A 16,561-nucleotide genomic window follows, 5' to 3' on the forward strand; every position below is an offset into this window, starting at 1 on the left:
ATGTCAGGCGAGGGTCGCGGACAGTGCTGTCCGCGCTTTCCTAACCATTCGGTCAGTAAATCATGACAGTCCTGCGAGCGCGTGGCAAGTTCGCGACGGGGCGGGTGTAGCGCGGCGGCCGTGCCGCCGTGTACTCTCCTGACTTGCTGACCGATCGGTCGGTCAGCATCACCCGAACAACGGAGTTCTCAATGACGGATACCGCAGTCCGACGGCGCGAGGAGCGCCGGGTGCTCGCCGGCACCCTGGTCGGCACGACCATCGAGTGGTACGACTTCTTCATCTACGCGCAGGCCGCCGGGCTGGTCTTCGGCGGGCTGTTCTTCGCCCCACTGGGCGAGACCGGTGCACAGATCGCATCGTGGGCGTCGCTCGGGATCTCATTCCTGTTCCGCCCGCTGGGGGCCGTGATCGCCGGCCATCTCGGCGACAGGCTCGGACGCAAGCGCATGCTGGTGCTGACCCTGGTACTGATGGGACTTGCCACGTCACTGATCGGAGTGCTGCCGACGTATGCCGACATCGGCATCCTGGCCACTGTGCTGCTCGTTCTGCTGCGGGTTCTGCAGGGCTTCTCCGCGGGCGGTGAGTGGGGCGGTGCCGCACTCATGTCGGTCGAGCACGCACCCGAGGGCAAGCGAGGGCTGTTCGGCGCCTACCCGCAGATCGGCGTTCCGATCGGCATGATCCTCGCCACCTTCACGATGTGGGTGCTCACCTCGAGCATGGGTCAGGAGGCGTTCCTGGCGTGGGGCTGGAGGCTGCCCTTCCTGTTCTCGATCGTGCTGATCGTGGTCGGCTATGTGATCCGCCGCTCAGTCGAGGAGTCGCCCATCTTCAAGGAGCTGCAGCAGCGCCGCAGCGAGTCGTCGGCGCCGCTGGCGACCCTGTTCCGTCACCACGGACGCGAGGTCGTGCTCACGGCACTCATCTTCATCGCGAACAACGCGGCGGGCTACCTGCTCATCGCCTTCTTCACGACATACGTCTCCACGGTGATCGGCATGCCCCGTCCGACCGCTCTGCTGTTGACCACTCTCGCGTCGTTCGGCTGGCTGATCTTCACGATGGTGGGCGGCCGCATTTCGGACCGGATCGGCCGCGTGCGCACCTTCCAGATCGGGTACGCCCTCATCGCCGTGTGGTCGATTCCGATGTGGTTCCTGATCGACACCGGCAACGCGGCGCTGTTCTTCATCGCCCTGTTCGTGCTGACCATCGGCCTCGGGCTGTCTTACGGGCCTCAGTCCGCCCTGTACGCCGAGATGTTCCCCGCGGACGTGCGCTACTCGGGGGTCTCGATCGGTTACGCACTGGGAGCGATCCTCGGTGGCGCATTCGCTCCGCTGATCGCGGAGCTGCTGCTGAAGAGCACCGGCGCCTCGTGGTCGATCGGCGTGTACGTGCTGGTGATCACGATCATCTCCCTCGTCGCCGTCTCGCTCGTCAAGGAGACGCGGGGTGTGCCGCTGGACACGCACAGCGTCGAGGTGGTCGCCGCGCGCACCGGCGCGAACCGCGTGCGCTGAGCCATCGTCGCGCGGAAGGGCCGGGCGGATCATCCGCACGGCCCTTCCGTCTCCGCACCCGGCACTCGGCGCGATCGAAGGAGATCACCGGTGTCGATCTCCGGGGCGGGCGTCGATCAGATACGGCCGTAGGCGCGGACCGGATGCTCGATGAGCTCGACGACGCGGCGAAGGAACCCGGCGGCGTAGCCCCCATCGCACACTCGGTGATCGAACACGAGCGAGAGCTGGGCGATCCGCCGTGGCACGATCGCGCCGTCCACCACCCAGGGGCGTTCGATCATCCGGCCGATGCCGAGGATGGCCACATCGGGGTGGTTGATGATGGCTGCGGAGCCGTCGACGCCGAAGCCGCCGTAGTTGTTCAGCGTGAAGGTCGAGCCCCGCAGCCGCTCGGGCGGCGTGGCACCGGAGCGCGCGCTCTCGGCGAGCTCGCGCAGCGCGGAATCCAGTTCATCCAGCGAGAGCGCGTGGGCGGCCGGGATGACCGGCACCATCAGTCCGCGGACAGTATCGGCCGCGACGCCGAGGTTTACCCCGTCGAAGGAGATGATCTCGTCGGCGTCGTCGCTCAACCGGGAAGCGAGCAGCGGGAACTCGGCGAGGGCGATCAGCGCGAACCGGCCGATCAGCGCGGTGAGCGAGGGCGCCCGGCCACCGCGGGCCGCCAGCTCGGCCCGCAGATCCCAGAGACGTGTCGCGTCGACGTCGACCCACACCGTCGCCTCGGGGATCTCGGCACGGCTGCGCGACAGCTTGGCGCTGACGGCCTTGCGCAACGGGCTCATGCGTTCGCGCGAGCGCACGCCGAGCCCGTCGATCTGTTCGCCGGTCGAGGTGGCGACGGGCGCTGCCGCATCCTCGGCGGCGACGCCGTCCACGGCATGGTCGACGGCTGCACGCAGGACGTCGGCTCGCGTGACCGCCCCGTCGACGCCGGTCGGGGTGATCGTGCGCACATCCAGTCCGAGATCACGCGCCAGCCGGCGCACGATGGGGGAGCGGACGGCGACGGTGCGGCGGGCGCGCGTGCCGTCGTCGACGGCGCGGGGTGCCGTCGAGTGCGCGGCCTGACTGCGTCGGGCGGCCGTGCGCTCGTCAGCATCCGGTGCACTCGGCGGGACCGAGGCGGGGGCGGTGGGGGCAGAGGCGGGCGGGGCGGACGCCGGGATGCGGGGCCTGCGGCGTCCGCCGGCCGAACGCTCCGTCGTGCCGTAGCCGATCAGCACGTTGCCCGAGCCGGCGCGCTCCTCGGTGCGGTACGCGCGCTTCTCGATCTCCTCGGCTTCGGCATCCGTCCCGTCGGCGGGCCGGGCGGATGCGGGTTCATCCGCGTCGGAGACCTCGAGCACGGCGGCGCCGACGGCGATGATGTCACCAGGCTCGCCGTGCAGGGCCGTCACGACTCCGGCGAACGGCGACGGCAGTTCGACGACGCTCTTGGCCGTCTCGACCTCGGCGATCGCCTGATCGGTGCGGATGCTGTCCCCGACCTGCACCAGCCACTGCACGAGGCCAGCCTCCGTGAGGCCCTCTCCGAGATCGGGCAGGCGGAACACCCGGGCGGTCGAGGTGGTCATCGCGTCGCCCCCTCGGCGTCGTCATCCCAGTGCAGCGAGTCGATCGCGTCCAGCACCCGGTCGGCGTCGGGCAGGTACCAGTGCTCGAGCTTCGGGGGTGCGAACGGCGTGTCGAACCCTGTGACCCGGCGCACCGGCGCCTCCAGGTACTCGAAGCAGCGCTCGAACACCCTCGCCTGGATCTCGCTCGCGACGCTCGCATACCCGGGGGCCTCGGCCACAACCACCGCGCGGCCGGTCGCGCGCACGGCCGCCGTCACCGTCGCGTCGTCGAAGGGCGAGAGACTGCGCACGTCGACCACCTGCACGCTGCGTCCCTCGCCGGCGGCGATCTCGGCCGCTTCGAGCGCGACCGGCACCATCGCCGCGTAGGCGAGCAGCGTCACATCCGTTCCATCGCGTGCGATGCGGGCCGTGCCGAGCTCGGCCGTGACCGAGGTGTCGACCTCGCCCTTCGCCCAGTACAGCTTCTTGGGCTCGAGGAAGACGACCGGGTCCGGGGAGGCGATTGCCGCCCGCAGCAGAGAGTACGCGTCCTGCGGGGTCGAGGGGGAGACGACCGTCAGTCCGGGAGTGTGCGCGTAGTAGGCCTCCGAGGAGTCGCAGTGGTGCTCCACACCGCCGATCCCGCCGCCGAACGGGATGCGGATCACCAGTGGCATGCGCACGGCGCCCCGCGTGCGGTTGGCGAGCTTAGCCACATGGCTGACGACCTGCTCGAACGCGGGCAGCGCGAAGGCGTCGAACTGCATCTCGATCACGGGCCGCATCCCGTTCATCGCCATCCCGACCGCGGTGCCCACGATGCCCGACTCCGCGAGCGGGGTGTCGAAGCAGCGGTCCTCGCCGAAGCGCTCTGTGAGTCCATCGGTGATGCGGAACACACCGCCCAGCGCACCAACGTCCTCGCCGAAGACGACCACATCGGGATCGTCCTGGATGGCATCGGCGAGGGCGCGGTTGAGGGCGGCGGCCATGGTCATCGTGCCGACCACGTGGCGCTGATCGAGCCGGACGTCGTCGTGTGCGATGGTCATCGGTGACCTCCCGCGTCAGTGAGCACGGTTCCGTCAGTGAGCGCGCTTCGTTCGATCTCGCCGCGCAGCAGCTGCCACTGCTCCTCGAGCTGCGGTGAGCGCTCGACGGTCACGTGGCGGAAGAGATCCTCGGGGTCGAGGTCGGAATCGGCGTTCAGCGCGTCGCGCAGCGCGCCGGCGATCTCCTCGGCCCCGGCCGCCAGGCGCGCCTCGGCGGCGTCGTCGAGGTCACCCGTCGCCGTCAGGTACGCGCGCATCCGGCTGAGCGGGTCGCGTGCCACCCACGCCTGCACCTCTTCGCGCTCGCGGTAGCGCGTGTCGTCGTCGGCGTTCGTGTGCGCGTGCATGCGGTAGGTGTGCGCCTCGACGAGCGAGGGGCCACCGCCCGCACGGGCACGATCGACGGCATCGCCGAGGACGGCGAGCAGTGCCGCGACGTCGTTGCCGTCGACGCGCTGCCCCGGCATGCCGTAGCCGATCGCCTTGTGAGCGAGCGACGGCGCGGCTGTCTGCCGCGAGAGCGGCACGGAGACGGCGAACTCGTTGTTCTGCACGAAGAACACGACGGGAACGCGGAAGACCGCCGCGAAGTTCAGCGCCTCGTGGAAGTCTCCCTCACTCGTGGCGCCGTCGCCGCAGAGGGCCAGCACCACGGTGTCCTCTCCGCGGTGCTTGGCCGCCTGGGCGAAGCCGACGGCGTGCAGCAGCTGGGTCGCGAGAGGGGTCGCCTGCGGGGCGACACGGTGCTCGGAGGGGTCGTATCCCGAGTGCCAGTCGCCCTTCAGCAGAACCATGGCATCTGCCGGTCGTACGCCGCGGGCGATGACGGCGACCGAGTCGCGATAGGTCGGGAAGAGCCAGTCGCGTTCGCCGAGCACGAGGGCGGCGGCCACCTGGCATGCCTCCTGCCCGTGGGATGACGGGTACACCGCCAGTCGCCCCTGTCGCACGAGGGCGTTGGCCTGGTCGTTGACGCGTCGTCCCTCGACCAGACCCCGGTAAGCGCGCATCAGTGTGTCGGCGTCTGGCATCGCGTAGCGGTCGTCGGCGTGAGGCGTGCCCGCGGGGCCGATGAGCTGCACCGGGATGTCGCGGGGAATTAGGTCGTCGTGTTGCATCGGTTCGCCCTCCTTGCCGAACGTGTGTGCCCAGCATGCCGCGCGTGGCACAATCGTCCAAGAGATGTCAAACAGATGCGGACGACTGCGCGTTATACGGGCTGTGAGGGCTCAGAACGTCAGCATCCGGTGACAGAACGAAGGAGTTCCCATGGCGGTGATGGATGCCACGGACCGGGCGATCCTCGATGAGCTGCGCCGCGACGCGCGTGCGTCGATGACGGCGATCGCCGAAGCAGTTCACATATCACGCGCCGGCGCCCACGCCCGCATCAAGCGCCTCACCGAGTCCGGCGTGATCACCGGATACACGGTGCGAACCGATCCCGTGCAGCTGGGCCACCACGCCTCGGCCTACGTCATGCTTGCCATCGAACAGGCCACGTGGCAGGAGGTGCAGGAGCGCCTGCGCGCCATCCCCGAGGTCGAGCACATGGCGCTCGTCGGGGGTGACTTCGATGTCATCCTGCTCGTGCGCGCGAGTGATGCGCGAGACCTGCGCCGCATCGTGCTGGAGGACATCCAGGCGATTCCGTCGATCCGCTCGACGCGCACCACCCTGATCTTCGAGGACTTCACGAAGCACTGAGCCGCATCAGTGCAGTGTGATGACGAACCCCTCGGCGTCCGCCGTCACCGTCACGCTCGTGAGGTCGTCGACGACATGAGTCGCGCCGTGCGCCTTCGCGTGGCTGCCGACGCCGATCACCCGCATCCCCGCGGCGAGACCGGCCTCCACTCCGGCTGCGGAATCCTCGAACACCACGCAGTCCGCCGCGTCGATGCCGAGCGACGTCGCAGCGGTGAGGAACCCCTCCGGGTCCGGCTTCGACGCCGATACGCTCTCGGCGGTGACCGCCAGCTCGGGCACCGACAGGCCGGCCGCGTCCATCCGCGCGGTCATGAGCCCGACCGTCGCCGACGTGACGATCGCGTGCGGATGCTCCCGCAGCGCCTGCAGCAGCGCGGCAGCCCCGGGGATCTCGATCACGCCGTCGACATCGAGGCTCTCTCTGGCGAGCATCTCGTCGTTCTCGGCCAGATTGATCGCGTGATCGCGGTCGGGCAGCATGATGGCCATGCTTTGATGCCCCTGCCGCCCGTGCACGACGCTGAGCACGCGCTCGGGGTCGATGCCGTGCGGCTTCGCCCACTCCAGCCAGAGTCGCTCGACGACCGCCGTGGAGTCGACGAGGGTGCCATCCATGTCGAGCAGGACGGCGCGGGCGTGAAGAGTGTCTGCCATGGACTCAGGCTAACCGCTGCTCGCCTCCCACATCGGCGGTCGGGGCAGTCGACCCACTCGACGTTCCACCTGGGCCGCCAGGGCGATGATCGCCACTTCACCGCCGGGGCGTCCCACCAGCTGAACACCCACCGGATGACCGGAATGGTCGAGCATGACCGGGAGCACGATGGCGGGCAGACCTGCCACGTTGACGAAGCTGCTGTACGGCGCGTAGCGCACCTGCTGTGAGAAGTTGCGCGCGGCATCCGTACGGTCGAACCAGCCGATCGGACGCGCCGGAAGCGCGAGCGCGGGGGTGAGCACCGCATCGAAGGGGGCGAAAGCGCTGATCGTCGCCTGCTCGAATGCGGATGCGGCGCCGAGAGCCTCCAGCACCCTGGCACCGCTGAGCGCACGGCCCTCCAGGGCGAGCCACGCGGTGATCGGCTCGACGAACTCCAGCTGGGCGTCAGACAGCCCCATCCGTGCGACGCTCATGCGCCAGAGCGTCGTGAACATCTCCGGGTAGCCCCGTGGGCGCCAGTCGATGCCGTCCACGCCGTGGCCGGCATCCGCGAGCAGCGCGGCGGCGACGTCGACCGCGCGGGCGGCATCCGCGTCGAGGCGGATGTCCTCCTCGTCGTCCCAGGGCGACACGGTGGTCACGCCGACCCGGGCCGAACCGGTGGGATGCGTGGCCGCCTCCAGGAAGGGGCCGGTCCCTGGCGCGCGCGTCGCGAACGCATGCGGACGACCGCCGGCCTGCACGTCGAGCAGCAGCGCGGCATCGGCCACCGTGCGGGCGATGGGTCCGGCGACGGCCAGACCTCCAGGGCTGTCCAGTCCCGTGGCGAACGGCACTCGGCCACGGGACGGCTTGATCCCGACCAGGCCGACCGTCGCGGCGGGGATGCGGATCGATCCGCCGCCGTCCGATGCGGGTGCGATCGGGAGCAGACCGGCGGCGACCGCGGCGGCAGCACCGCCACTGGATCCGCCCGCCCCGTTCTGCGGGTTCCAGGGGTCGCGCGCCGGAGGGCCGATCATCGTCTCGGTGTACCCGGTCAGGCCGAACTCCGGTGTGCTCGTCTTGCCGAGGCTGACTCCTCCGGCTTCATCGAGCACGGCGGCCTGATCGGCGGTGACCTCGGGGACGTAGTCGCGATGAAGGCGCGAACCGAACCTGGTCGGCACCCCTGCGCGGGCGACGAGGTCCTTGTCGGCGAACGGCAGACCCCAGAGCGCTCCGCGCGCGTCGCCGCGTGCGAGCGCTTCGGCACGCTCGAGCGCCGTGTCCGCGGTGACCTCGGCGAATGCTCCGAGTGCGGCGTCGATGGCCGCGATGCGGGCGAGGTAGTGCGCGGCCAGGTCCGCGGGGGAGACCTCGCGCCGACGCAGTGCCGCCAGCTGCTCGATCGCGGTGAGGTCGTGCAGCTGCGCCATGAAGACGAGCTTAGGGTCGGACCGCCGGCCGGAGCGCGGCGGCGTGGTGTCTAGAGTGAAGGCAGGAGGCGGCCGCGACAGGCCGGGGAGCATGCGGGAACGGCTGCGGCACGCGATCATGGTGAGTCTGGACGCGCTGAAGCGCCCTGCGCGCTCGGCGGAATCGATCGAGACCATCGCCCTGCTCGTGGGCGCCGCCGCCCTTGCGTCGGGGTTCGGCGTATCCATGATCCTCTTCTGGGGTGAGCAGCTGACGATCAGCGGTCGGGGTTCGATCGGCGCCCACGCCGCCGTCGGCGGCGCGATCGTGACGGTCGTCGCCTTCGCACTCGGGCGTGCGGCGGTGCGCCCCAGAGCAGGCGCCCGCGGAGCGCGCGACGAGTTCACCGGACCGACGGATCGGCTGCGTTGGTACGACCTCATCGCGATCGCAGGGGCGTACGCCTCGGTGGCGCTGCTCGGCTGGAGCGGCGTCGCGCAGCTTCTCGAGCTGAGCTTCATCGGCGCTCCGGTCTTCGCCTTTCCCGGTTCCGTGCTCGTCGGCGTGGCGCTGGGGCTGACCGCGTACGTCGCCTTCCTCGGCTCCGCGCGGCTCACCCCTCTGTCTCTGTCGATGGACCTCGCCGTCTTCCTCGTCGTCGGTGCGTTCGCGGCGATGCTCACCTCGAGCGATCCCAGATGGTGGCAGAACAACCTCTCCGCTCTGGGCATGACGTCGAACGCGGCAGCGCCCGCGTTCAACGTCACCCTGGTGATCGCCGGCATCATCGTGACCACGATCGCCCGGTTCGCGACTGCGGCGTTGCCCGTCGCGCTGCCGGCTCAGCGCAGGGGCCGCACGGTGATGCGGACAGGGCTGGTGCTCGTCGGGCTGTTCCTCGCCGCGGTCGGGGTGTTCCCGGTCGATCGCTTCTTCGCGCTGCACAACACGGTCGCCACCGGGATGGTCGTCGTGTACGGCGTCATGATCTGCGCGCTGCCGTGGCTGCTGCCGACCCTGCCTCGGGTGTTCTTCGCGCTCGGTTACGCATACGTCGCGGTGATCGCCCTGCTCGCGATGTTCTTCGTCACCGGCTACTACAACCTCACCGCCGTTGAGCTGATCGCCGCGGTGCTGATCTTCAGCTGGATCATCGTCTTCCTGCGCACGACCGCGACGGTCACGGCGCGCGACGACGGTCCCGAGATCGCGGCGCCGTCCGTGGCGGGCGATCGCTCGCCTACGCTGTCGTCATGAGTGCAGAGCGGTTGAGCTTTCGTACGACGATCGGCGTGGATGTGAAGGGCGAGATGTGGAGCTGCGTCGAGATCCCCGGATCCGCCGAGTTCTTCGGTCGGGGAAGACCGTCAGAGTTGACGAGAGGGTCGACGACCTCGTGCTGGAGAACGTCGGCGCCATGGTCACGGGAACAGGCGGACACATGGTGTCGCTCAACGCGAAGGCGCGCAAGGCTCTGGGCAAGGACGTCGGCGACGCCGTCGACGTGACGATCACCAGACGATAGCGGTCCGGCCCCCTGCGTGCTCGCGGCACGGTGTCCTCGCCAGCGGTGAGAGAGGGAAGATCGGGATTCTTAACCGGCGGTTCGCAACGGCGGTTCTTTGCGCCGCGGATCGACAGGGGCCGGCGAAGCCTGCGCCGTACCCTTGATACGGGCCGATCCGCCCGCTATCACCGGCCGACAGACCCGCTCGGCATCAGATGACACCAGCAAGGACGCACATGGACGTTTTCGCCGCGCACCGCGACGATTGGAAGGTCAAGGAAGAACTCGCCGAGCGGATGATCCCGCTGATCGGCGGACTGAACCGGGAGCGCGACGTCGTGACGTCGCTGCACGGTCACCGGCTCCTCGGGCTGTCGACCACAGGCATCCTCGAAGTGCACGAGCGCGTCGCGCAGCTCGGTCACGGTCAGCTGGCGCTCGAGGACACCCTTGCGGTGCTCGAGGCGCTGCGTGAACTGGCGCCGGGGGCGTCGTCGCTGGACGTGGCACGCCTGGTCGCCGAGCACGCCGCGAGCGGCCGCGATCTGCACGAGTACCTGCGCGATGCGCTGTCCCCGGCCCTCGGCGCCGAGCCTGCTGCTCCCGTCGACGTCGTGCTCTACGGTTTCGGTCGCATCGGGCGCCTGCTGGCTCGCATCATCATCGCGCACACCGGCGGGGGGAGTGGGCTGCGCCTGCGCGCGATCGTGGTGCGCCGCGGATCCGAGAACGACCTCGTCAAGCGCGCTTCGCTGCTGTTGCGCGACTCTGTGCACGGGCGTTTCGAGGGTTCGGTCGACGTCGACGAGGCGAACTCGCAGATCATCGCCAACGGCACCCGCATCCAGGTGATCTACTCCGACGACCCGGCGACCGTCGACTACACCGCCTACGGGATCCACGACGCGATCATCGTCGACAACACCGGTCGCTGGCGTGACGAGGCGGGCCTCAGCCGCCATCTGGAGTCCAAGGGTGCAGCGCGGGTGCTGCTCACTGCGCCGGGCAAGGGCGAGCTGAAGAACATCGTGCACGGCATCAACGACTCGACGATCCAGCCGGGTGACCGCATCCTGTCGGCGGCGTCGTGCACCACCAACGCGATCACCCCGGTGCTGAAGGCCGTCGACGAGGCTTACGGAATCGTGCGCGGTCACGTCGAGACGGTGCATTCGTTCACGAACGATCAGAACCTGATCGACAACTTCCACAAGGGCGATCGCCGCGGCCGCTCCGCCGTGCTGAACATGGTGATCACCGAGACGGGCGCCGCCAAGGCCGTGGCCCGCGCGCTGCCGGAGCTGGCGGGCAAGCTCACCGGCTCCGCGATCCGCGTGCCCACGCCGGACGTCTCGCTCGCGGTGCTGCACCTCACCCTCGAGAACCCGGCTGAGAAGGATGAGCTGAACGACTATCTGCGACGCGCGTCGCTGCACTCGAAGCTGCGTCAGCAGATCGACTACGTCGAGAGCCCTGAGGTCGTGTCGACCGACTTCGTCGGCTCTCACCGCGCGGGAATCGTCGACGGACTCGCCACCATCGCGAACGACCGGAACGTCGTGCTCTACGTCTGGTATGACAACGAGTACGGCTACTCGTGTCAGGTCGTGCGCGTGCTCGAGGTCATGGCGGGCGCGCACCCCGTCGTGCTGCCGGAGCGCCGAGAGGTCCTTCTGCACGCCTGATCGCCGCGCCGCACGCGCTCGGTCTCGGCGGGGTGGCGAGGGATGCGGCCCGATGTCGGCGCTGGCGCCAAGATGGTGCCATGACACCTCGCGCGCTCCTGGACGAACGGCTCCGTTCGCATCGGCTCACGGCTCCCGCAGCGACGGTGGTGGATGCCGCGACGCACATGCTGGCGGTGCAGAGTCAGGATCTGCTGGCAGGGCGATGGGCGGTCGGCGTGCGCACGAAGGGCTCGCCCGCGCTGTCCGCGGTCGACAGGGCCTTCGCGAACGGCGATCTCGTGCGGGCCTGGACGATGCGCGGAACACTGCACATCGTGCCGGCGCGCGATCTAGCGTGGATCCTCTCCGTCACGGCTCCCAGGCAGCGGCAGCAGGCGGCGTCACGTCACCGTCAGCTCGGCGTCGACGGCGCAGTCATGGCGACGGCGTCCCGAGCGCTACGTCCGGCACTGCGCGACGGCGGATGCTCTCGCGCAGAGGCGTTCGCGCTCCTGGAGCAGGCGGGGATCGACCCGCGCGATCAGCGCGGCATCCACCTGCTGTTCGCGCTCACGATCGCGGGGGAGATCTGTCAGGGGCCGATCGACCCGAGCGGATCCGGCGTCGCCCGCGATCAGCGCTTCGTCCCGGTCGAGGACTGGGTGCGCGACTCGGCCGCCCCGCAGGATCCCCTCACCGAGCTCTTCGTGCGCTACATCGACGGGCACGGCCCTGCCGGCGCCGCGGATTTCGCCTGGTGGTCGGGGCTCACGCTCGGCAGCGCCCGCGAAGCGGTCGAGCGCGCACGTGATCGGGTCCGCGAGATCGCCGAGGGGGTCTTCGCGGCGGCGCTGTCTCCGCGCCGGTCGCCGAACGCGGCTGCGGCCTTCGCGCTGCCCGCATTCGACGAGTACTACATCTCCTACACCGACCGCACCGCCGTCTGCGCGGCCGAGCACCTCGCCGCCGTCGGCCCGGGGAAGAACGGCATGGTCCGCCCGACACTGATCGACCGGGGCCGCGTCGTCGGAACGTGGGCGCACGCGGATGCCGCTCGCGGGACGCCGCCCGACCTGTTCGGCGACGACCACGATCCGGACGCTGTGGAATCCGCTCTGGCACGCTTCGCCGATTTCGTCTCGCGGTGACACACCCGCCTGCCGCTGCCGCGAGGGGCTGTTGGCACAATGGGAGCGTGTCGAGCTACTTCCGTCGCCTGTCCGCGACCTCATTCGAGCCCTCCGAGCACGCCGGCGGAGCATGGAACCCCGACGAGCAGCACATCGCGCCGATGTTCGGGCTGTTGGCCCACATCGCCGAGACGGATCATGCCGAGCGGCGACCAGGGACGCCCCTCGTGCTCGCGCGGGCGAGCTACGACATCCTCGGCGTGATCCCGATGGACGACTTCGACGTCGAGAGCCGCGTGGTGCGAGCGGGGCGCACGATCGAGCTCGTCGAGGTCACGGCGCATCACGGGGGGCGGGCCGCCGTCACGCTGCGTGGATGGATGCTGCAGCAGCATGACACCAGCGGCATCCGGGGCAGCCATCTGCCGTCCATGCCGTCGCGCGGCACCCTTCCGGAGTGGTCGCCGGACGATTTCTGGCATGGCGGTGCGATCCGCTCCATCGAAGCACGCCGTGACTTCGTCGAGGCCGGCCGCTCGCGGTGCTGGATCCGCCCGATGCATCCGCTGCTCGCCGACGAGCAGATCTCCTCCCGCGCGCGGATGCTCGGTATGGTCGACTTCGCCAACGGCATCGCGACCCGCGTCGGACCGGACGTGGCGCTCTACCCGAACGTCGACCTCACAGCGAGCCTGTTCCGTGAGCCAGAGGGGGAGTGGTTCGGACTCGACACATCGGTGTCGTTCGGCGCCGATGGCATCGGCCTGACCGAATCGGTGCTCAGCGACACGACGGGACCCCTAGGCACGTCATCGCAGACACTCACCGTGCGGCCGCGCTGATCCCGTCGGCATCCGCTTCCTTGACGTCCTGCCGAGAGCGGCGTCACTCCGCGGCGTGCCGGTCGAGGAACGCGTACACCTCGCTGTCGTCCACACCGGGGAAGGCCCCGCGCGGAAGCGGCGAGAACATGTGCGTGTGCACCCGGGCACTCGGCCACGCCTTGCCCTCCCAGCGCTCGCCGAGCGCGGAGGACGCGCGGCGGCAGCACGACTCATCCGGGCAGGTCGACTGGGCGCGGTGCGACGTCTCCCTGCCGCGCCACCAGCGCGCGTCGTCGAAGGGCACGCCGACGGTGATCGAGAACCCGCCGTCGCTCGCTGAGCCGGTCTGAGTCGAGCACCAGAACGTGCCTGCGGGGGTGTCGGTGTACTGGTAGTGCTCGGTGGTGCGATTGCGCTGATCGAAGGCGGCCCGTGCAGAGAACCGGCGGCAGGCCGGCTGCCCCTCGACGGCGCCGGTGACGTCCATCGGCAGCGGCAGGTCGTCGTTCTCGTACACCCGGGTGATGGCGCCGTTCTCGTCCACGCGGAGGAAGTGCAGTCGCATGTCGAGATGGTGCGTCATCAGGTTCGTCATGCGCATCCCGGCCGCCTCATGCGTGACACCGAAGGCGTCACGGAAGTCCTCCACGGCGAGGTTGCGGTCCTTCTTGGCCTGCTGCAGGAAGGCGACGCCCGCGGTTTCGGGGATCAGGCAGCACGCCGCGAAGTAGTTGATCTCGAGGCGCTGCTGGAGGAAGTCGGCGTAGTCGGTCGGCGGAGTGTGACCGAGCAGCCGGTGCGCCATGGCCTGCAAGGCCATCGAGCGCAGACCGTGCCCGCCGGGAATGGACGCAGGCGGCAGGTAGATGCGCCCGTGCTCGAGGTCGGTGATCGAGCGGGTCGAATGAGGCAGGTCGTCGACGTAGATGAGCTCGAACCCCAGCTTCGACGCCATGATGCTCACGGTCCGGTGCGTGAGCGCACCGGACACGTGCCCCGCGGCCTTCAGCTGCTTCTCGGCGAGCTTCTCGATGTCGGGCAGGTAGTTGGCCTGCTCGCGCATGCGCAGGCGCATCTCGGTGTTCGCGCGCCGAGCCTCCTCCGGCGTCGCAATGGCCTCACGCTCGCGGCGCTGCAGCTCGCGGTGAAGTCCGAGCACCGCCTCGATCATCTCGTCCGTCATGCCCTTCGTCACCCGCACAGGCGCGATGCCGAGCTGGCGGAACACGGGGCTCGCCTGCGCGCGGTCGAGCTCGATCTCGAGCGCGGCCCTCCGGTTGGGCGGCTCGCCCGAGATGAGATCCGAGACCTCGGTGCTGCAGGCATCGGCGATCGCCTGCAGCAGTGAGAGCTTGGGTTCGCGTTTGCCGTTCTCGATGAGACTCAGCTGGGAACCCGCGATGCCGACCCGCGAGCCGAGCTCGTCGAGTGTGAATCCGTTCCGGGTCCGGTGGTGCCGGATGCGGTGTCCGAGGGTGCTGAGTTCCAGTCCGCTGCTCGCCATTCCTTGATCATAGCGAAGGAATTCAGGTTCTTTCGACGCCAGGGGAACGAAAATCTCGAATATGTGCGAAGAAGATGGGTGTACCGCATCCCGATCACAAGGAGCACACATGGCCATCGCTGAGACGTACACCCCGCACGTTCCCTCCGTCGCCCCCGCACGGAGGTTCGGTGCTGTTCCGGCGTATGACACGACGGCGATGGCGGAGCTGCGCGCGTGGGTGGACGCGATCGCGGCGCTGACGAAGCCCGAGCACGTGCACTGGGTCGATGGATCGCGCGCCGAGAACGATGCACTGCTTCACGGTCTGGTCGATGAGGGCAAGCTGATCAAGCTCAACCCCGAGTGGCGCCCCGGCTCCTACCTCGCACGCTCCCACCCCAGCGACGTGGCGCGCACCGAGGGGCGCACGTTCATCGCCTCCGAGAAGGAGGAGGACGCCGGACCGACCAACAACTGGGCCGATCCGAACGAGATGCGCCAGAAGATGGACCGACTCCTCGAGGGCTCGATGCGCGGGCGCACCATGTACGTCGTTCCGTTCTCGATGGGACCGGTGGGCGGCAAGCTGTCGCACATCGGTGTACAGATCACCGACAGCGCGTACGCCGTGGTCTCCATCGGCGTCATGACGCGGGTCGGGGACGCGGTCACCCGCCAGATCGCCGAAGGCGCGCCCTGGGTGAAGACCGTGCACACCGTCGGCGCTCCGCTCGAGCCGGGCCAGCAGGACGTGTCGTGGCCGTGCAACGACGAGAAGTACATCGTGCACTTCCCCGAGACGCGTGAGGTGTACTCGTACGGCTCCGGCTACGGGGGTAACGCGATCCTCGCCAAGAAGTGCTTCGCTCTGCGCATCGCCTCGGTGATCGCCCGCGATGAGGGCTGGCTCGCCGAGCACATGCTGCTGATCCGCGTCACCGACCCCGAGGGCAAGGCGTACCACGTCGCCGCGGCCTTCCCGTCGGCGTGCGGCAAGACCAACCTCGCCATGCTGCGTCCCACCATCCCGGGTTGGAAGGTGGAGACGCTCGGCGACGACATCGTGTGGATCCGCCCCGGTGAGGACGGGCGCATGTACGCGATGAACCCCGAGGCTGGGTTCTTCGGCGTCGCCCCTGGCACCGGCGAATCGACCAACGTCACCGCCGTAGAAACGCTCTGGGGCAACACCATCTTCACGAACGTCGCGCTGCGCCCCGACGGCGATGTCTGGTGGGAAGGGCTCACCGATACCCCGCCGGCCGATCTCATCGACTGGGAGGGGAATCCCTGGACCCCCGACTCGGGGCGCCCTGCCGCTCATCCGAACTCGCGTTTCACCGTCTCGGCGGCGCAGTGCCCGCAGATCTCCGATGACTGGGAGGACCCGGAGGGCGTGCCGCTCGACGTCATCCTCTTCGGTGGACGCCGGGCGAGCAATGTGCCGCTTGTCGTGGAGGCGACGGACTGGACTCACGGCGTGTTCCTCGGCTCCACGATCTCGTCCGAGCGCACCGCTGCGGCCGAAGGCAAAGTCGGCGAGCTGCGGCGCGACCCGTTCGCGATGCTGCCGTTCTGCGGCTACAACATGGCCGACTACTTCGGGCACTGGCTGAAGGTGGGGCGCACCCTGCGCTTCGACCGGGCACCGCGTATCTTCCAGGTGAACTGGTTCCGGCGCGGCGCGGACGGCCGATTCCTCTGGCCCGGCTTCGGCGACAACGCCCGCGTGATCGACTGGATCATCCGCCGCATTTCGGGAGAGGTGCCCGCTGTGGACTCGCCGATCGGGCGCCTGCCGCGCCGTGAGGACCTGAACCTGGCCGGCCTCGACATCGACGAGGCCGACCTGGACGAGCTCTTCTCGATCGACGTGGACGCGTGGCTCGCGGAGGCAGACTCGACCGAGGAGTTCTACGGCGTCTTCGGCGACAGGCTCCCGGCGGCGCTGCGCAGTGAGCTCGAGGCGCTGCGCTACCGTCTCACCGCCGCGCGCTGAGGGGAAGACCCGCGACGGCGGGATGTCAGGGAC

At 69.3% G+C, this 16,561-nt stretch carries 14 protein-coding genes; 8 read left to right on the forward strand and 6 right to left on the reverse strand.

Translation table 11 applies throughout. The features are described from left to right. The first annotated feature begins 191 nt into the window (after positions 1 to 191). Complete coding sequence (locus RIN43_RS05225) at positions 192 to 1,529, forward strand: MFS transporter (protein ID WP_309127832.1); 1,338 nt, start codon at positions 192 to 194, stop codon at positions 1,527 to 1,529. A gap of 116 nt (positions 1,530 to 1,645) precedes the next feature. On the opposite strand, the gene RIN43_RS05230 is transcribed toward RIN43_RS05225, so the two are convergent. From RIN43_RS05230 to RIN43_RS05240, 3 genes are read right to left on the reverse strand one after another with little or no spacing between them, the layout of a single operon-like run. Continuing rightward, the gene (locus RIN43_RS05230) at positions 1,646 to 3,109 is read right to left on the reverse strand and encodes a dihydrolipoamide acetyltransferase family protein (protein WP_309127833.1); all 1,464 of its coding nucleotides are present in this window, start codon (positions 3,107 to 3,109) and stop codon (positions 1,646 to 1,648) included. Next, positions 3,106 to 4,146 carry an alpha-ketoacid dehydrogenase subunit beta gene (locus RIN43_RS05235; protein WP_309127834.1) on the reverse strand — a complete coding sequence of 347 codons (1,041 nt, stop codon included), beginning with the start codon at positions 4,144 to 4,146 and terminating at the stop codon, positions 3,106 to 3,108. The genes RIN43_RS05230 and RIN43_RS05235 overlap by 4 nt, the downstream gene beginning before the upstream one ends. Continuing rightward, entirely contained in the window at positions 4,143 to 5,264 is a 1,122-nt protein-coding gene (locus tag RIN43_RS05240) for a thiamine pyrophosphate-dependent enzyme (protein ID WP_309127835.1), read from the reverse strand. Before RIN43_RS05240 ends, RIN43_RS05235 begins: the two co-directional genes overlap by 4 nt. Positions 5,265 to 5,415: 151 nt before the next feature. Here RIN43_RS05240 and RIN43_RS05245 point away from each other — a divergent pair, with 151 nt between their 5' ends. After that, the gene (locus tag RIN43_RS05245; protein ID WP_309127836.1) at positions 5,416 to 5,853 is read left to right on the forward strand and encodes an Lrp/AsnC family transcriptional regulator; all 438 of its coding nucleotides are present in this window, start codon (positions 5,416 to 5,418) and stop codon (positions 5,851 to 5,853) included. A gap of 6 nt (positions 5,854 to 5,859) precedes the next feature. Here RIN43_RS05245 and RIN43_RS05250 read toward each other — a convergent pair whose 3' ends face one another. Together RIN43_RS05250 and RIN43_RS05255 are read right to left on the reverse strand one after the other, a co-directional pair. Next, entirely contained in the window at positions 5,860 to 6,510 is a 651-nt protein-coding gene (locus RIN43_RS05250; protein WP_309127837.1) for an HAD-IA family hydrolase, read from the reverse strand. Positions 6,511 to 6,519: 9 nt separating this feature from the next. After that, the gene (locus RIN43_RS05255; RefSeq protein ID WP_309127838.1) at positions 6,520 to 7,935 is read right to left on the reverse strand and encodes an amidase; all 1,416 of its coding nucleotides are present in this window, start codon (positions 7,933 to 7,935) and stop codon (positions 6,520 to 6,522) included. A gap of 91 nt (positions 7,936 to 8,026) precedes the next feature. On the opposite strand from RIN43_RS05255, the gene RIN43_RS05260 reads away from it, so the two are divergent. The 5 genes from RIN43_RS05260 to RIN43_RS05280 all read left to right on the forward strand — a co-directional run bounded on the left by RIN43_RS05260 (position 8,027) and on the right by RIN43_RS05280 (position 13,061). Beyond that, positions 8,027 to 9,172 carry a DUF998 domain-containing protein gene (locus tag RIN43_RS05260; RefSeq protein ID WP_309127839.1) on the forward strand — a complete coding sequence of 382 codons (1,146 nt, stop codon included), beginning with the start codon at positions 8,027 to 8,029 and terminating at the stop codon, positions 9,170 to 9,172. 139 nt (positions 9,173 to 9,311) lie between these two features. Further along, entirely contained in the window at positions 9,312 to 9,440 is a 129-nt protein-coding gene (locus tag RIN43_RS05265; protein WP_309127840.1) for a DUF1905 domain-containing protein, read from the forward strand. A gap of 218 nt (positions 9,441 to 9,658) precedes the next feature. Then, positions 9,659 to 11,107 (forward strand): glyceraldehyde-3-phosphate dehydrogenase, encoded by a 1,449-nt coding sequence (locus tag RIN43_RS05270; protein ID WP_309127841.1) that lies wholly within the window; start codon positions 9,659 to 9,661, stop codon positions 11,105 to 11,107. 80 nt (positions 11,108 to 11,187) lie between these two features. After that, the gene (locus RIN43_RS05275) at positions 11,188 to 12,237 is read left to right on the forward strand and encodes a winged helix DNA-binding domain-containing protein (protein WP_309127842.1); all 1,050 of its coding nucleotides are present in this window, start codon (positions 11,188 to 11,190) and stop codon (positions 12,235 to 12,237) included. Between the two features lie 47 nt (positions 12,238 to 12,284). Further along, positions 12,285 to 13,061, forward strand: coding sequence for a thioesterase family protein (locus RIN43_RS05280; RefSeq protein WP_309127843.1), 777 nt, complete (start codon positions 12,285 to 12,287; stop codon positions 13,059 to 13,061). Positions 13,062 to 13,104: 43 nt separating this feature from the next. On the opposite strand, the gene RIN43_RS05285 is transcribed toward RIN43_RS05280, so the two are convergent. Next, entirely contained in the window at positions 13,105 to 14,547 is a 1,443-nt protein-coding gene (locus RIN43_RS05285; RefSeq protein ID WP_309127844.1) for a helix-turn-helix domain-containing protein, read from the reverse strand. A gap of 109 nt (positions 14,548 to 14,656) precedes the next feature. On the opposite strand from RIN43_RS05285, the gene RIN43_RS05290 reads away from it, so the two are divergent. Further along, entirely contained in the window at positions 14,657 to 16,528 is a 1,872-nt protein-coding gene (locus tag RIN43_RS05290; protein WP_375163707.1) for a phosphoenolpyruvate carboxykinase (GTP), read from the forward strand. Positions 16,529 to 16,561 lie beyond the last annotated feature (33 nt).

It is taken from the genome of Microbacterium sp. (assembly GCF_031178445.1).
GTDB lineage: Bacteria > Actinomycetota > Actinomycetes > Actinomycetales > Microbacteriaceae > Microbacterium.